The 16,897-nt window shown below is 48.3% G+C and carries 11 protein-coding genes; 8 read left to right on the top strand and 3 right to left on the bottom strand.

Translation table 11 applies throughout. The annotated features are described in order from the left end of the window. The first annotated feature begins 105 nt into the window (after positions 1-105). The 5 genes from EL645_RS36250 (at position 106) to EL645_RS36235 (ending at position 3,951) form a co-directional block, all read left to right on the top strand. Positions 106-741 carry an NADPH-dependent F420 reductase gene (locus EL645_RS36250; protein ID WP_126557264.1) on the top strand — a complete coding sequence of 212 codons (636 nt, stop codon included), beginning with the start codon at positions 106-108 and terminating at the stop codon, positions 739-741. A 46-nt stretch (positions 742-787) separates the two neighbouring features. After that, complete coding sequence (locus tag EL645_RS39810) at positions 788-955, top strand: hypothetical protein (RefSeq protein WP_161977981.1); 168 nt, start codon at positions 788-790, stop codon at positions 953-955. 174 nt (positions 956-1,129) lie between these two features. Continuing rightward, positions 1,130-1,549, top strand: a complete 420-nt coding sequence (locus EL645_RS36245) for a MarR family winged helix-turn-helix transcriptional regulator (RefSeq protein ID WP_126557263.1) — start codon at positions 1,130-1,132, stop codon at positions 1,547-1,549. A 49-nt stretch (positions 1,550-1,598) separates the two neighbouring features. Further along, on the top strand, positions 1,599-2,933 hold the full coding sequence (locus EL645_RS36240; protein WP_126557262.1) for an SCP2 sterol-binding domain-containing protein: 1,335 nt from the start codon (positions 1,599-1,601) through the stop codon (positions 2,931-2,933). 298 nt (positions 2,934-3,231) lie between these two features. Then, the gene (locus tag EL645_RS36235; RefSeq protein ID WP_126557261.1) at positions 3,232-3,951 is read left to right on the top strand and encodes an SDR family NAD(P)-dependent oxidoreductase; all 720 of its coding nucleotides are present in this window, start codon (positions 3,232-3,234) and stop codon (positions 3,949-3,951) included. A 146-nt stretch (positions 3,952-4,097) separates the two neighbouring features. On the opposite strand, the gene EL645_RS36230 is transcribed toward EL645_RS36235, so the two are convergent. Next, on the bottom strand, positions 4,098-5,495 hold the full coding sequence (locus EL645_RS36230) for an ATP-binding protein (RefSeq protein WP_126557260.1): 1,398 nt from the start codon (positions 5,493-5,495) through the stop codon (positions 4,098-4,100). Between the two features lie 321 nt (positions 5,496-5,816). On the opposite strand from EL645_RS36230, the gene EL645_RS36225 reads away from it, so the two are divergent. Further along, positions 5,817-6,101, top strand: a complete 285-nt coding sequence (locus EL645_RS36225) for a hypothetical protein (protein ID WP_126557259.1) — start codon at positions 5,817-5,819, stop codon at positions 6,099-6,101. Positions 6,102-6,181: 80 nt separating this feature from the next. Then, positions 6,182-10,879: a HEAT repeat domain-containing protein gene (locus EL645_RS36220; RefSeq protein ID WP_161977980.1), complete on the top strand. Its 4,698-nt coding sequence runs from the start codon at positions 6,182-6,184 to the stop codon at positions 10,877-10,879. Positions 10,880-10,916: 37 nt separating this feature from the next. Here the strand turns inward: EL645_RS36220 and grrM are convergent, their stop codons facing one another. Together grrM and EL645_RS39805 are read right to left on the bottom strand one after the other, a co-directional pair. After that, a complete protein-coding gene (grrM, locus tag EL645_RS36215) occupies positions 10,917-12,053 on the bottom strand; it encodes a cyclophane-forming radical SAM/SPASM peptide maturase GrrM/OscB (protein WP_126557257.1) in 1,137 nt (378 codons plus the stop codon). Positions 12,054-12,269: 216 nt separating this feature from the next. Further along, positions 12,270-12,878, bottom strand: a complete 609-nt coding sequence (locus tag EL645_RS39805; protein ID WP_161977979.1) for a hypothetical protein — start codon at positions 12,876-12,878, stop codon at positions 12,270-12,272. Positions 12,879-13,761: 883 nt separating this feature from the next. On the opposite strand from EL645_RS39805, the gene EL645_RS36205 reads away from it, so the two are divergent. Further along, positions 13,762-16,887 (top strand): NACHT domain-containing protein, encoded by a 3,126-nt coding sequence (locus EL645_RS36205; RefSeq protein ID WP_126557256.1) that lies wholly within the window; start codon positions 13,762-13,764, stop codon positions 16,885-16,887. Positions 16,888-16,897 lie beyond the last annotated feature (10 nt).

Here is a 16,897-nt window from a genome sequence, read left to right as displayed (position 1 = left end):
CGATAGTGTGTAATAAGTAAAGTAACCTGAATTTGAAATCAGGGTGATTTCCGATAAATAGAGCATAGCCAGCTTCGAGCTTGAACGCAAAAAGGAGAAAAATTAGTGAATATAGGTATTATCGGATCGGGAAATATCGGTGCCAACGCGGCAAAGTTATTTGCGAAGGCAGGCCATAAAGTAGCCATCAGCAATTCCAAAGGACCCGCATCCCTGGCTGGATTGGTCTCAGAGATCGGGCCAAACGCGAAGGCAACCACCACCGAAGAGGCCGTCAAGTTTGGCGATGCCATCCTGGTCGCCCTCCCCTGGACAAAGCGTAACAGTTTGCCCCCGGCACAAATGTTTGAAAATAAAATTGTCATGGATGCGACCAATCCCTATGTCGTCGACAAAAATGGGAACTTCGGCCTGGATGATCTAGGGAACAGTACCTCCAGCGAGGAGATCCTTAAACTAATGCCAGGAGCACGTCTGGTTAAAGCCTTCAACACCATGTATTTTGAAACCCTGAGGACAGGCAGCAGCACAAATCCAGAGCAGCGCCTGGTTCTCTTCATCGCTGGAGACGATAGCGAGGCCAAAGAGATCGTTGCGCGCCTGATCGAGGATATCGGTTTTGCGGCCGTGGATACCGGCTTCCTGCACGATGGTGGACGCCTGCAGCAGCCTGGCTCACCCATCTACAATGTCCCCATGACCGTTGAGCAGGCCAAACAAAAACTGACAGACATCTCCTAACCATTCCCCATAACAGTAAATAGAGTCTGCATAAAAGAGCATCACTATGATGAGCTTAATTATGCAGACTCCCGCTACCGTTTTAGCTTCAAGCACGCACTCTATTCACCAATTGCGCCAATTTGTCATCGAGCATGCGTACAGCCAGGGCTATTTCATGTTTCTCTTTGGCGCCTGCGGCGACGGATTGGGGGTGTGGAGTGTGTGTAGGTGAGCGGCTGCGGCCGCCCACCTACACACACTCCACACCTGAAAGATGTACATTCGCTGGACGAACATGAAATAGCCCTGGCGTACAGAGAAGCCCCCTTGACAAACGGTGGTTAGCAATTTAGAATCAGTGTGTATACACCTAAATTTGCGGAATTGATAGAGAAGGGGAACAGATATGCTGGATGTACAAGATTGTGCATGCGCGAATATTCGGCGGGCGGATCGGGTTATTACACAGTTTTATGAACAGATACTGGCCCCAAGTGGCCTGCATGTAACCCAGTTTACGCTGCTCTCAGCCATCGAGGGTCTGAAAACAGCAACCATCAGTCGCCTGGCCGATTGGCTTAAGATGGACCGTACTACTCTGACACGGGAACTAAAATTATTAACCCAACAGGGATTGGCTCAAGTAGAAGCGGGGACAGATCGTCGTACCCGCCAGGTCATATTGACCACCACAGGACAGGAAGCCCTGGAGCGTGCCCGGCCACTCTGGCAGCAGGCTCAAACCACCATTATCAACCATATGGGTGAGGAGCGTTTCGCAGCACTGCTCGCCGAACTTTTCACGCTTGAAGCCCTTCCACAATAATTTTTTAGCAAATAGGTGTATATACACCTTATATCAAAGGAGAAAAACTATGGCCTCACTTTCCGAGCACCCAACGGTACAGGCATTTCAGGCTCGTCAGCAGTATGAGCATCCGCCAGCAGCGGTAGATAGAAACTGGCTACGTACTCTATGTCTGGAACTGGGAGCAGATGATGTTGGCTTTGTCGAAATTGAGCGATCCGAGTTAGAGAGTGAGCGTCCCCATATCCTGGCAGCGTTTCCCCATACACGCACACTGATCAGCCTGGTACGCAGAATGAATAGAGAAAACATTCGTACACCAGCACGCTCGGTCGCCAACGTCGAATTTCACCATACCAACCATGATTTAGAAGAAGTGGCCCGAAAAATTGTCGCAGCGCTAGAGCAGCGCAACATCCGAGCAATCTGTCCCGCCGTAGGTTTTCCCCAGGAGATGGACCGTTATCCTGGTAGGATCTGGGTCGTAGCCCATAAACCCATTGCCGTAGCCGCTGGCATGGGTCAGATGGGCATCCACCGCAACGTCATCCACCCCCGTTTTGGCAATTTTATCCTGCTTGATACTATTTTGATGGAGGCCACCCTGGATGATTATAGTCAACCGATCGACTACAATCCCTGCCTGGAATGTAAACTATGCGTCGCCGCCTGCCCAGTAGGCGCAATCGGCAGTGATGGCCACTTCAACTTTTCTGCTTGCATGACCCACAACTATCACGAGTTCATGGGTGGTTTCAACGACTGGGTCGAAAAGGTAGCAGATAGCAAGAACGCTGTAGAATATCGTGAAAAAGTAACACCCTCCGAATCGGCCTCCATGTGGCAAAGTCTCTCCTTCAAAGCCAACTACAAAGCCGCCTACTGCATGGCCGTGTGTCCCGCTGGAGAAGACGTTATTGGTCCCTTTTTAGAGAACCGCAAAACCTATCTCCAGGATGTGGTAAAGCCGCTACAGAATAAAGAAGAACCCATCTATGTCACGCCAGGATCAGATGCCGAGGAATACGTCAAACGACGCTTCCCACACAAGACCATCAGACATGTACACAACGGTCTACGCACCCCATCCATTGCGCGGTTCCTGGGTGGCTTGCCACTCGTCTTTCAGCGCGAAAAGGCGACGGAGATGGATGTGACCTATCACTTCACCTTCACAGGTCAGGAGAAACGCACGACGACAATCATAATTCGGCACAAAACACTGCAGATTCAGGACGGGCTAAAAGGGGAAGCCGACCTTGTGATCAAAGTTGATAGCGCCACCTGGCTCAAAATACTCGATAAAAAGCAAAATATTATCCTGGCCATCTTGCAGCGCAAGCTACAACTCAAAGGCTCGCCACAACTCTTGCGGGCCTTTGAGCGCTGCTTTGCGGCTTAAGAGAGTGTCAGACACACTTTTTCCTGGGGCGCTTACGCGCCCCGCACAGGCGTCCGCATGCGCGATCGCCCCTGTTTTATTTATTGGTGCATAGGGTGAGCAAACACGCACCCTATGCACCAATAGATGGAAGCCCTTGTGAGCGCTCAAGCTTGGAGAACCTATGCCGGAAGAAGCCATCTACGCCGCAACCTTGACACGCTCTAAGTAAGTATTGCCTTTTACCTATATCCCATCGTACGCTATATCGTAATACAGATAGGAACCAGACAAATACCAATCAACAGGAGTTTTTTTGATGGATATCGAGGGAAAAGTAGTCATTATTACTGGTGCCTCAAATGGGATCGGGCTCTCCACGGCGCATTTATTCGCACAAAAGGGAGCTAAGGTCGCCCTGGTGGCACGTTCAACCGATAAATTGCAGCAACTGGCCACTGAACTACCACAATCATTGGCGGTGACTGCTGATATGCGCGATGAAGCGGCTATTCGGCAGATGATCGAGCAGGTTCAGCAACATTATGGACAGATTGATGTCCTGATCAATAACGCGGGACAGGGCATGCACGTCCCAATCGAGCAGGCTGATCCCCAGCAGTATCGCTCAATCGTAGAGCTCAATATTATCGGGGTTATCAGTGCGATGCAGGCGGTAATTCCAATCATGCGTAGCCAGGGTGGTGGGGTCATTATTAACATCAGCTCGGGCACCACTAAAATGGTTTTGCCGGGTGTAGGACCCTATGCCTCAACCAAACATGCCCTGAACTCCATCTCGCTCACAGCACGCCAGGAGCTGGCAAAGGATAACATCAGTGTCGGACTGGTCTATCCTGGTATCACGGCCACCGATTTCCACAAAAATGCCATCAGCATGCAGCAAAACCCCGAACGCAGGCAGGGAACCATGCCAATGGAGACACCAGAACAGGTAGCCGAAAAGATTCTGGAAGCCGTACAAACAGAGTCCGCCGAAGTCTACGCCGACAGCCTGCAAAAATTCGCTAATAAATAATACATCGACAGAATTAATAAACAAAGAAATCAAACATATACATTGAGGGTATTGGGAGAAATCGTGTAGCGCACGATTTCTCCCAATACCCTCAATGTATATAAAAAACAGTTCGGGCTTGATGCGCACGCCCGCAGGCGTGCGCATCAAGCCTCTTTCATTGAGGCATTTTCCAGTTCCTGTAACTCGTTGAGTAGAGCCTGGATAGCTTTTTCCTGTTCACGATAGAATTGCCGCAAGCTACTGATACCGAGCCGGGCCAGGGTTTTGGAGTTTGGCAGATGATACTTAAAATAGTGGAACCAGAGGATGTTATAGAGCCGCCACTCAGGCGCAGAGTCGGTACGCACCCCACTGGCTCGCATACGCTCAAAGCCAGCTTTTAAAAAGTCGCGTACATGCATTGCCTTTTTCAGACCGGGGTTGGCCACGGCATGCAGCGAGACATAATGTGTTGCACCCAACGGACAACTTTCCAGAAAATCATTGTCCTCGATATTATCGAGTGCCTCTTTCACATCTTTAAAGGTAATTTCAGGCGCATCGATCTGCACAATCTCACGGATACGCTTACGGAAAAGGACGCTCTCACTGAACTCCGCTAGCTTGCGCCTGGGAAGCCCCTGCTGAGCCACCTCCAGCCTCAAATTGCGCTGCTGATCCTCGTTCAGATCATTCCAGGCTTTATCAAAGTGGGGACCCAGTTCTTGATAGATATGCTCCTGCACCAGTGCAAAGTCCACCACACCAGCACGCTGACGGAGTTTTTCTTCAAACAAGAAACGGCAGGTGACCTGCACAAAGAAAGGATGGCGGCCAGCCTGGGCGATAATCCATTCAACTTCATCGGGCGTAAATTGCTGGTCAATACGTTGGACAGGCACAGTAATCAACTGCCGTGTCTCCTCAATGGTCAAAGAGCTCAGGATACAAGTCTGAAAAATATTGAAAAAAGGCGACGATGCAACAGCATCAGAATGGCAGACATCGTAGAGGGGTTTAATTGAAGCCGTGATATATGAGATCAAATCATAAATGCCAGCCAGGGCACGCAGGAACGAAAAAAAATCTGGATCAAAATGAGGATTTTTAGTGACCTTATCAAAGGCATCCATCAACAAAACTGGCCGGAAACCAGCATTGCGAATATCCTCTAGCAAGCGCTTAAAGCGATCTTCCCCACTCAGATTAGCTGGAGGAGATTGAAGCATTAGCAAAGGGCTACTCTGATGAATAATTTGATCACAGACAGAGCGAAAAAAATCTTCCCGCGTCTTTTGTAAATACTCACGCCAATCAGTCAAAATGAAAATACGATCGCTCATCTCCTGCCCATAACGTTGCCGAAGCTCCGGGTGCGAGAGATATTTTAGCAAAGAAGATTTCCCAATATGCCTGGAGCCAACCACAGAGAAACACTGCCGCTTCTCAATCGCGCTATAAAGCATACGTAACTCATTCTGTCTCCCAAAGAACATCGAGAGGTCTCGAACAGCATCATAATCATAATATGGGTTATTCAATTCGATATTCACAGAGATCACACCCTTTCTCTCTTTGCTCGATCTTCATCTGAAAATATTTTCGCATAATCAACCTCTCTTGTCCATCTAATAATTATTTATGTTAGTATACCTGTGTATAAATGCCATCTCCTTTCATGCTCATAAGCTATAGTGCCATATATGTGCCAAAATGCTGACACAACGAAAGCCTGGAACAAGGTTTTTTCGGGAACTGGCAGTATCAAGGCAGTCTCTGGCAGTAAAACATGAGTATACTTATCTCTAGGCGATTTATGCCTTTTGGGTGATGCTCATACTATAAATATGTACCGGTGTACAGTACGAACAGAGGCAGAATACATGGTAATCAATTCTCAATCACAACAGGGTGAATCCAATCGGGAGGAGCCAGTTCATCATCGCCCTTTTCCCGAGCAAGCAGATAGTTTTCGCCAGGAGCCATTGCATAAATTGCAAGAAGCCCTCTGGGACAGCGCGGCACTCAATACTATTCTCTGGAATTATCGCATCAGTGATTGGGTCACCAATGTGCAGGCCACAGATATTGATAATGATGGTGATATCGAAATTCTCGTGGGTGCACGTAACGGTGTCGTCATGGCACTCACCCCATGGGAGCTGTAAAGTGGGAAAAACGCTGGAGAAAGACGTCTGTCAGTGCACTTTTTGCGCTTCCACTCTCTGACATATCCGAGCAACGCAAAGTGTTACAAAAACAGGCATGCGTCATCGTGGGTATGCGCAATGGAGATGTACACGCTCTGGACCAGGATGGTCGCAGCTTGCCCGACTGGTTTTACTCAACGGGCCGCATGATCCGACAAATTTATGTTAGCGATCACGCCCCGAACAATATTCTGATCGGATCAGAGGACCGAGGTATTCATGTACTTGATCGGGCCACCGGGAAATTATGCAGCGATCCATATTATACCCAGGGATGGATTCGCAGCGTTTATGCAGGCGATATCGACGGCGATGCACAGGAAGAAATTCTGGCAGGTTCGGGTGACAGCTGTTTATATATCCTTGACGCAGAGGGTCGATATCAAGACAAGGTGTCGCTTGGATATCAAATTCAAGCTCTTTTTGCCGCATCTCTGATAAATAGGGAGACACGCAGTATCATCACCAGTTCTAATCGGAAAGATCTCTTTGTCTGGACATTACAGAAAGACGCAACAGGGCAATGGCAAGCACACAAAGAATGGCAAAAATCATCACCCGATGCAGCGTTCGACAACCGTCTACACGCGATTCATGTGATCGAAGGCCATAAAGGTTCCGAGCCGAAGATTCTACTCGGTGCAGAAGACGGTTACCTTTATATTCTGGACAAGTGTGGCTCATTGCTCTGGAAACGGCACTTTGGCAGTTGCATCTATAGCGTCTGGGCAGCTGATATCAATTTTGATGGCCAGATGGAGATCCTCGTGGGGACGGAAGATAGCGGGGTTTATGCTATTCAAGTAGAATTCTCAAATAATCTCTACAAAAGACTCGATGATATATACAAGGAAGTTATGCCCTATGAACAGATTGTGGGCAAGAATGAGATTATGCAAAAACTGTCACCCAGAGAGAAGGCAGTCTTGAAAGATTATGTTGGTGAAGTTCCGCCACTGCGTCACGTACACCTGGAATTAGAGAAGGCACAGGAATTTATACGAGGAGGGCAGTATGAACATGCCCTCTCGCTCCTTCTTCTATTGCGCCAGCAGAATGTGCAGTATTACTGGCCACAACCAGTAACCACGCGTGGATATATATGGGCATTAGAGTTTGGGCATATTAAGGATAGCCACAAACGGGACATTATAATAGGAACCGATGAAGGTTATATATATGCCATCAATAGTGAGCAAGGCACACATAATATCATCTGGCAAAAGGACTTTAAAGATCGTGTCCGGATGCTCAAGTGTATTCCCGGCCAGAATGGTGAACTAGATACCATTCTAGCTGTCCTGGGCAATCAACGCTGTGTACTGCTGGATGCCAGGGGTGAAACGATCAGGGAGCAGACCATTGAAGAACAAGATTGGGCTCGCAGCATCGGCCTGGTCTGGTCAAAAGATCAACCCGGCCAGATACTGGAAATCCTGATTGGTATGGAAAATAACCGGATATGTATCTGGGATGCCAGCTTTGAACATCAGTTAGGGAGCCTTGTCACACCCCAGGGCATCAATTTTATCGAGCATGTCTGGTCGAGCGAGGGCGAATATCGTATTGTCAGCGGATCGACCGACAACGGGGTCTATGTACATGATCGTGAAGGAAATTTAAAGTGGAGCTATCAGACCCAGGATCGCATTCAAGGACTTAGCGTCAAAGATATCGATCGCAATGGGTTGGCCGAAGTCGTGGTTGGCTCACGAGACCGCAATGTCTATGTGCTCGACCATGAAGGACATCTAAAATGGCGCTATCGAACCAAACGCGGTGTACTGGATGTTACAGTATGCGATATCAAGCTCAAGGACGATCCAGAGGAAGCGGAAGAGCGCGCACTTAAAGTGCTTGCCAGTAGCTCGGATGGGAATGTCTATGTGTTAACCGCTAATGGAGATCTCCTGTGGAAATACCAGAAACCACATCGTATCCGCAAAATTAGCGCCAATGATATCAATGACGATGGCAAGTTAGAGATCGCCATCGCCTCCGAGAATCAACTAGAATTGCTCCAGATCATCAATCAGCCACGGCTCATCGAGCAGATCGAACACTGCTGGCAACAACTGCTCCCCCGAGATAGCGAAAAGCGCCGTCAAACCATCATGCAATTGACCTACCACGAGAATGAATATATTCAGGCGTTTGCGCTGGCTAAACTGGCAGGTCAGCACCAACGACGAGCCGAGGACTTCAAGCGTTTCCAGGATGCCTTGCGCAAAGAAGAATCCCTGGAGGTCAGGAGAGAACTGGTTCGCTCTATCGTAGTGCTCTGCCTGGTCCCTTATAATCACGCCGAAAATACCCAACAAGCTCGCCTGTTTTTAAGTCATCTCTCCTCAGATCCTGATCCAGAGATACGGCTGGCAATCGTCGAGAGCCTGACCGAACTCTTACGGATTGAAGATGGTCTGTGCTTTGAATACCTGGAGCACTTTACGCACAACGTAGACATGTGGGTACGCCATGCTGTTGTACGACAACTGGCAAAACTGGTCAGAAACTATCCCGAACGGGCCTTCCAACTGCTCGAAAAAACAGTCAATGATGAAGAGGAATGGGTACGCCAGGAAACAGGGCGCGCCCTCTCGCGCTACTTCGATATGCATCCGCAGCAGATCATACAAGATAGTCTGGCCCTGCTAGCGGCCCGCACCAGGGTCAGGGTGCTAGAACAAATCTCATATTCAGCGCACACCCCGATCATTAAAAGCTGGTTCAAATGTCTGGCCCGTCTGCTGACAGAACTTAATGAACAAACAATTGAAGACCTGCTGAGAGAGACTGTACAGATTATCCAGTCACTATTCGAGTTTGATCCAGTATATGGAGAAGAGCTCTACCAGGTCTACAGCGAATTCCTACAAATCTACCAGGCCCACAAGATTGGCGCCCTGGCCCGCTACCAGTGGTCCGATACAACTTTGATAGAAGATACGGATGATCCCGCCTACGAGACCATCCGTATGAGTATGGAAGTTTTCCGCGAACTGCGCGAAGTCTCGGAGGTTATTCGCGCCTATGAACGACGTGAAGTGGTTGGTGACCGCGTCACCAGCCTGATTACCGCCATTGACATAGTTGATGCGATTCGCCTGGATCTGCAGCAGGAAGAGATTCGCCAGAGGCAGGCCTTCCCTAGATATAGCCTGCCAGAGCTGGTTATCCTTTCCATCCTGATCAATAAACATCACAAGATTATCAAGGATGAGATCTATCTCTTGCGCGGCAATGCGCGCCTGGAGGCTAAGATTCGCAATAAGGACAAAATCCGCCTGGAAGAAGAAGTAGCCATCTCGCTCTTGATCAGCAATAAAGGTGTCAGTGCCGCCGATAATATTAGCATTACGCTGGAAGATGGGCCTGAGTTCTCGGTGGTGGGGACGAACCGGCGAAATCTACTCCAACTGACCACAAATAATGCAGTACCGGTAGAGTTTATTATTCGTCCCTACACAACCACGCCACGCCTCAGTTTCCATATCACCTACGACGACGCTGAGAAGCGAGGTAAACGCGAAGATTTCGCGGATATCGTAACCCTGCAACAACATACATCCATCTATCAAGAAATTCTTAATCCTTATACCAGCGGCACCCCAATTCGCAACCGCGAAATGTTTTATGGTCGTCAAGATGATATCAACTCCCTGCGTGAAAAACTGAGTAGCACAACGGCGAACAAGGTGGTTGTACTTTCCGGTCAGCGACGCATGGGCAAAACCAGTTTGATCTATCAATTGACAAACGCGCTCACCAAGAGCCCATTCGTGCCGGTTCCCATTGATCTACAGGGCCAGGCACTCAAAAACATGGAGCAACTTTTTGCTGGTTTTGCCACCCGGATCAGCGAGGAGACGAAACTGCACAGGCAGATCACGGTGACCGTGCCCGAAGCCGAGAGCTTCCAGAACAATCCTACCGCTACCTTTGATACATTTCTAAATGAGGTGTTTCAACAATTACCCAACGAAAAACTGGTCCTGCTGCTAGATGAGTTCGATGTGCTGCAAGAAAAAATCGATCAGGGCATCATCAATCGCGATGTATTGCACTACCTGCGTAGCTTGATGCAACATCGCCAGGGGCTCAACTTCCTGCTGGTCGGCGCCCCCAGGATCAAGCATACGACTGAGCAATCCTGGTCTGTCTTTTTCAATATAGCGCTCTACCACAACTTATCCAAGCTGAAACCAGCAGATGCGACTGCGTTGATTACGGAGCCTATACAGAGCTCTATGGAATACGACATGCTGGCCCTGGAACGGGTACGTAAACTTTCAGGAGACCTGCCATACTTCATTCACGTCATCAGCGAGATCTTAATCGGCCACTGTAACAAACATAAGCGTTCTTATGTCACCATAAATGATGTCAATGCCGTTCTGGACACCATTCTAGAGGAACAGGCGGGCTGTGTGAACTGGATCTGGAATCAGACAGCATCGCCTCTGGAACACATTCTGCTCTCCATCCTGGCTCAGGAAAAAGGAGAGGAAGGACGCATCTTTTCGCTGAGCGATATCTCAGCCGAATTTGATGCCCAGGGCATTAACTATGAACAAGAAAAGGTCTTGTCCGCCCTGCATCACCTGGCTGTGGAAGATATTGTAGAGGAACGTTTTAATGGTACACAATTTCGTATCCCGATCGGGCTGGTCAAAGAATGGCTACGCAAAATGAAGCCCCCTGAGCGTGTCATCCGCGAAGAACAATTTTTTGACTAGCCAATAAGTGCATAGGAGCGCCAGACCGGCGTTCCACTTACTGAACATCTGGAGGAGAATCCAGGTAATACTTCTTCTCCAGGTGTTCGAGCAGGGCATCCATCGTCATTTTGACTTGCAGGCGACAGGCATGAGTCTCAGTCGAATCAAAGGTACCATTCTCATGTAATTTATTTGAAGGGGCACCGCCCCCACAAACCTGAAAATAATCACAACTGGCCTGGCACCGCGAAACACCACGCTGGATATCAGCATTTATGGACAAAAACTTAGGGTGCTGAAAGAGGTCATCAAGTTTAGCAATAGTGTGGACATTGCCAAAGAAAAAATCTTGATAGGTGGGATGAGTGATGGTCAATAATTCAGGTGAAAAAGTTGAGATATTACCATCACAATCAAAGTTAAGTATGGTAGCGGGAGTATTGGTTTCGGCAAAAATATGAGGATGAGCAGACTGAATACGATACAACATAAAATCGATCTCGCGAATAGATACAGGTTGCTGCGCATGTTGATTGAGCTCAATCAGGCGTTTCACAAAACTTTTATATTGCAGCAAACCTGTAGCAGAATACAGCGACGAGGAACCATGGCTGCCCTCCATTTCCTCGGGATTCAGTCCCAGCCTGACAGGTTGCAGTTCAGAAAAAAAGTCGAAGAACTCTTCTGGATGCCTGGTAGTCTCTTCGCTAATGACAGAGATCGTCGTAAAACGTATCTCATTTTCTTGCAACAGTCGGATACCACGCATCACACGCTCAAAGGTTCCACGCCCAAACAGATCTACCCGCTGAGCATCGTGCAGGCGCTGCGGGCCATCGATGCTCACCCCAATCTCGACCAGCGCCTCCTGGAAGAAATCGCACCATGGCTGGTTAATCAAGGTCGCATTGGTCTGGAATACATTCGTAATATGCACATTATGGATATTGCATTGTTGTTGAAGGCGAAAAGCCTCACGATAAAATTCTATGGGAAGCACCAGTGGTTCCCCGGCATGCCAGATACAGGTAACATCATCACCAACCAGAGCAGAGGAGAAAAGCGCCTGGAAAATCCGCTCCAACGTATTAAACTGAATACGTTTTTTCAACATGCGCTGAGGAAGATAGCAATAGCGACAGTCGATATTGCACAGCGGAGATGGCTGAATAACCACAAGTTTTGTTTTCACCTGAGCACGTGCTCCTCATTAGGTGTAGTGATTCTTTACAAGTTGCCAAATACAAAACAGGCATTGATTATATCCATCAAATGCCCTATAAATTTAGTTACATATGTTTCTAGCCGGGGAAGATTCTTTAAAACAAACAGAAACAAAGTCACCGAGTCACAGTCAACCCTGTTGCAACAACTCAGCTATTACAACATATTTGCTTTTGGGACCCTCTCAACCTCCCAGGCGGCTACGCTCAATCGTGTGAATGACTGCCCGGATTATTTCACCTGGCCTTATGCCAATCTGTCCAGTAAGGATCACTTGAATCAGGTTGACCACCCCGATTGTCATCGTCTTGATAATAACGATCACGACCAGAGTCATCATACGAATCCCAGCCAGATGAATTTCGATCATTACGATCTCGATCATTGGATCTGCGATCTCGTTCATTGCGATCTCGATCATTGGATCTGCGATCTCGTTCGTTGCGATCCCGGTCATTGGATCTGCGATCTCGTTCATTGCGATCCCGGTCATTGGATCTGCGATCATTGGATCTACCATCGCGATCATCTCGGTTGCGATCATTGGATCTGCGATCTCGATCATCTCGGTCACGATCATTGGATCTGCGGTCGCGATCATCTCGGTCGCGATCATTGGATCTGCGATCATTGCGGTCCCGCTCATTGCGGTCATTGGACTTGCGGTCCCGCTCATTGCGATTTCGATCGTAGTGACCACCACCCCACTGGCCAAGTTCATCATCGTCATCATCATCATCGCCATAACGATTTTCTCTATCTTTATGACCATCCCGATGATCATCGCGGGCACCCCAGAACTTACTTCTTGGTGAAACCATCTCCTCTTCGATTGGGGCATCGTGTAAAAATGCCATTGACTGGGCAGATAAATTATCCAGACCTACATTATCCGTTAGAGTTGGGTCCTGTGAGCTTTGTTGCTGCTCATAGCGCTGGCACAGAGCGAGGAAGAGAGTTTTGCTGCTAGCGGGTATACCTGTAGATACTTCAATGTACATACGCTCCCGAATCTTCGCGACCCGTGCCATAATCGACGAAGACATTGGCCCCGATGCTTCATCCACTATTGTTGCTCCTTTACTGCTAGAAGAGCATCGCTTGCAAGGTTGCAGATAAGTAACGAGTACTATAAGTCTAACACACCATGTACTAAATGTCTATCCTGCTCATTTAGTCCTATTAAAGGACACTTAGCGCGAAAAACACGCTTAATAAATTGCTCTCTTGCAGTGGCCAATTTCCATCATAGAGTAAATCAAGTCATGTTCTTACATACGTCTATAATACATTAAAAATTTTTAGGTGTATTTGTATACCTTGCGCGGTTGCGCAAGGTATACAAATACACCTCACCCAGAGGCGAAGACGAGAGGGGAAAGCCCCAGAAACACGATCTGTACGTGTGGGGCTTGGCCCCACTTCTAACCTTCCAGCTCGAAAAATCAACACGTGCCCAAATCATAGCCACTCTATATTAGGTGTTCACAGCAGTTATTTTTTACAACTATAGTAATTAATTCTGACTGGCACAATTCAGGCAGAGACGGGCAGGTAGCACTGGCTACAATGGAGATATGAGACATGTGACATGAAGGGAGACCTCATTACAGATGATTTGTCTCATTAGAAAAGGATAGAAAGTCACAAGTTGTCTATATAAAAGGATTTATGCAATGCTCCAATCGCTACTTGACCTGATACAGAATCATCTAGATGCCTGGCTGGGCGTGTTTGCCGCGCTTATTCCTATATTGGTAAGCACATTTGCCTATCTCTTTCATAAAATCTGGCAAGGAAGAGAAAAAAAGCGTACTCCAAAAATTGCTAATGTAGAAGAAGCACGACGCCAGAAAAATTATGCAATTGAAGTAAGTAAGCGTCTAAAAGATTATATTGACTATGTAATTGCAGATCCTCGTATTACAAAAATTCAGATTGCGGGTATGAATACACCACTCGACTTACTGGATATTTACGTCAACTTACGAATTCACCTGGAGAGCGCCCTTTTATATACCCTGGACCCCATCTTACGCGACGCCGAGGAAACAACGGAACCGGATGCCCTGTTAGTTGCGGATCAAGAAGCCCTGGAACATCGTGTTAATGAAGCACTGGACCCGGATGAAGCGCTGCGGCGCTACAAACGCTGCGTTATTGTTGGCGACCCCGGCACGGGAAAGACCACTCTTTTACGCTATCTCACGCTTAAATCTGCGCGCAAAGAATTGCTAGATCTACCTTGTTTTCCTATTTATGTGCAAATCAATACATTTGATACAAGCATACATAAAGACCTCTATGACCTGCTGCTGGCCCAGCTAGGCGATTTTAGCAAATTAGCAGATGCGCGCGAACAACTTCAGGCCCTTATGAAATCCGGACAGATTATGCTCTTACTGGATGGACTTGATGAGACACGGGTAGGTGTCAATAACCAACGGAACGATGGTACCTATACCTGGCTGGTCGATGCGATCAATACGTTGTCCGCCCTCTATGTGAATATGCCTATCATCGTAGCGGTCCGTAAAGCTGGCTACCAGCATCGCCCCAAACTACAGGGATTCCATGAATTAGAGATCGTCAATTTCCGGCCAGAAGATAGCCACAACTTTATCACCAAATGGTTTACGGCCAGCCAGGTTTCACAGAAAGAAGAGAAGATTCAGGATCTGCATGCGCGCCTGGAACGCAGTCTGCGTATGCAATCACTGGCCTCTAATCCCTTGCTCTTATCGTTGATCGTCATCGTCTATGATGGACACCTCCATCTGCCCGAGCGACGAGCCGATCTCTATAAACAATGTATTGAAGTGCTCCAAACCAAATGGGATGCCAGCCGCGATATTACGCGGAGACGAGATTTCCCGTTGATCTATCAACTACCATTGTTACAAGAAGTGGCCTGGCACTTTCATAACCAGAATAAACGCTACTTCCCTACTGAAGAATTGCTAGAAATAATTGGCAAGTTTTTACCTACCGTAGATATTCCAGCAGACCATAGCCAGCAGGTCCTGGAACAGATTGCGATGGAAAATGGATTATTACGCGAGCAGGCCAGAGGCTGGTATGGCTTCTCGCATCTGACCTTTCAAGAATACTTTGTGACCCAATACATTATTACTAATCAGCGGCTGGATGTATTATTAGAGCATCTACAACACCCATGGTGGGAAGAGGTACTCTTACTCTACGTGGGCAGCGTCAATGATGCCAGTCGCCTGCTCAACATTTTACTGGGGCACGATGAGCATTTTCTGCTCAAGGACGATATGTTTCTGACATATTTGATTCTGGCGGGCCGCAGCCTGGCTGAAAAGCCACGCGTGCTCAGGCATACTTTGCGCAACGAAATCATTAATCGCCTGCTGGATGCCTTGCAGAGCACGCCCTATATTCTGACACGCGAGAGAATAGCAAGCACGCTGGCGATGATGGATATAGCCAGGGTAAATAATCGCCTGCTCAACATCCTGGCGCGTCCTGACCAGGGACAGCTAGAGATTCGAGAAAGTATTGGCCGGGCCATTGGTCAGTCTGGTGAGCGCTCACTGGCAAGAGAGCTGGTCCACATTCTGGCCCAACAACAACTGGAACGCTATATTCGTATCACCATTGCTCGCACGCTCGGTGTATTGGGGAATACAGAGATCATTTCTGATCTACTCGCACTTCTACGCAATGGACGTGATGACCCCTTTGTGCGCCAGAGTATCGCCTCCACGCTAGGCATTCTGGGAGACGAGCAGATACTGCCACATTTACTCAGTCTGTGCCAGAATAAACAGGAACATGCCCTGGTCCTGCAGAGCCTGATCGTCTCGCTAGGAAATCTAGGGCAGGATCAATGCCTGGCCACATTGCACAGCATGTTGCTAGAAGATCATCTTGTCTGGTATGTCAGAGGGAGTGTCGCCAGGGTACTGGGCAACTTTGGCAAAAAGGTTTCGCTTTCGCCCATGATGCGCGTGCTGGATAATAAAGATGAAGATCCTTATGTCAGGCGCTGCGTGGCTCTGGCACTGGGTAACTTCCCTGCTTCACTGCTATCCCTTGAGCATCTCCACTCATTACTCTTAGATAAAGAGATTGATAGTAGTATTCGAGGCAGCATTGCCAGCACATTTGCCACCCATTGCCAGCAAACCGGCGATGTGCATCCCCTGCTGCAAATCCTGCAGAATGCTGAAATACATCCGCTGGTCCGTATCAATACAGCCACTGCCCTGGGCCTACAAGGGCAAACCAGCAGTGCTGTCATCGCACAACTTGAACGAATCTATCAGGACGAATGCGGCCATTATGAAGTGTGGGCCAGCGCGGTCGCCGCGCTCGGCATGCTAGGGATCGCCAAGGTACACGAGGATTTACTGACCTTGATCGCTGACCCTCAACTTCCACAGGATCTCCTACCACATATAGTCCAGGCACTAACCTGCCTGGCCCAGCATAATCGGATCGACAAGCAAGAGATCGGCAGTTGCCTGATCGACCTCTTAATGGACGAGACCCTGGAACGCTATCGTGGGCAATGCATCCTCAAAGTCATCTGCGCCTTACGCGAACAGACCCTTGTCCCGGATCTGCTACAGATACTTCAACATCCAACTGTGGAACGCGATATCCGCCAGCATGTTGCTGACGCGATCGCTCAACTGGCACAGGATGAAGAGAGTGCAAACACGCTGCTAAAAATCTTACCAACCACGGATATAGTCGATGATATCTATCGAGCGCTCTGGATCGTTAATCGACACGCCAAGAGTGTGCAGGTAGAAAAACTATCCCTTTAAATACCATCAT

It is taken from the genome of Dictyobacter kobayashii, from assembly GCF_003967555.1.
Taxonomy (GTDB): Bacteria; Chloroflexota; Ktedonobacteria; order Ktedonobacterales; family Ktedonobacteraceae; genus Dictyobacter; species Dictyobacter kobayashii.
The sequence above is the reverse complement of the archived record's forward strand: the minus strand, read 5'-3'. Positions and strand labels throughout refer to the sequence as shown.

Bases quoted from the DNA above. Each gene is read 5' to 3' on its own strand.
- EL645_RS39810 (WP_161977981.1), top strand. From the start codon at position 788: ATGATGAGCTTAATTATGCAGACTCCCGCTACCGTTTTAGCTTCAAGC.
- EL645_RS36235 (WP_126557261.1), top strand. From the start codon at position 3,232: ATGGATATCGAGGGAAAAGTAGTCATTATTACTGGTGCCTCAAATGGG.
- EL645_RS36225 (WP_126557259.1), top strand. From the start codon at position 5,817: ATGGTAATCAATTCTCAATCACAACAGGGTGAATCCAATCGGGAGGAG.
- EL645_RS36245 (WP_126557263.1), top strand. From the start codon at position 1,130: ATGCTGGATGTACAAGATTGTGCATGCGCGAATATTCGGCGGGCGGAT.
- EL645_RS36205 (WP_126557256.1), top strand. From the start codon at position 13,762: ATGCTCCAATCGCTACTTGACCTGATACAGAATCATCTAGATGCCTGG.
- EL645_RS36240 (WP_126557262.1), top strand. From the start codon at position 1,599: ATGGCCTCACTTTCCGAGCACCCAACGGTACAGGCATTTCAGGCTCGT.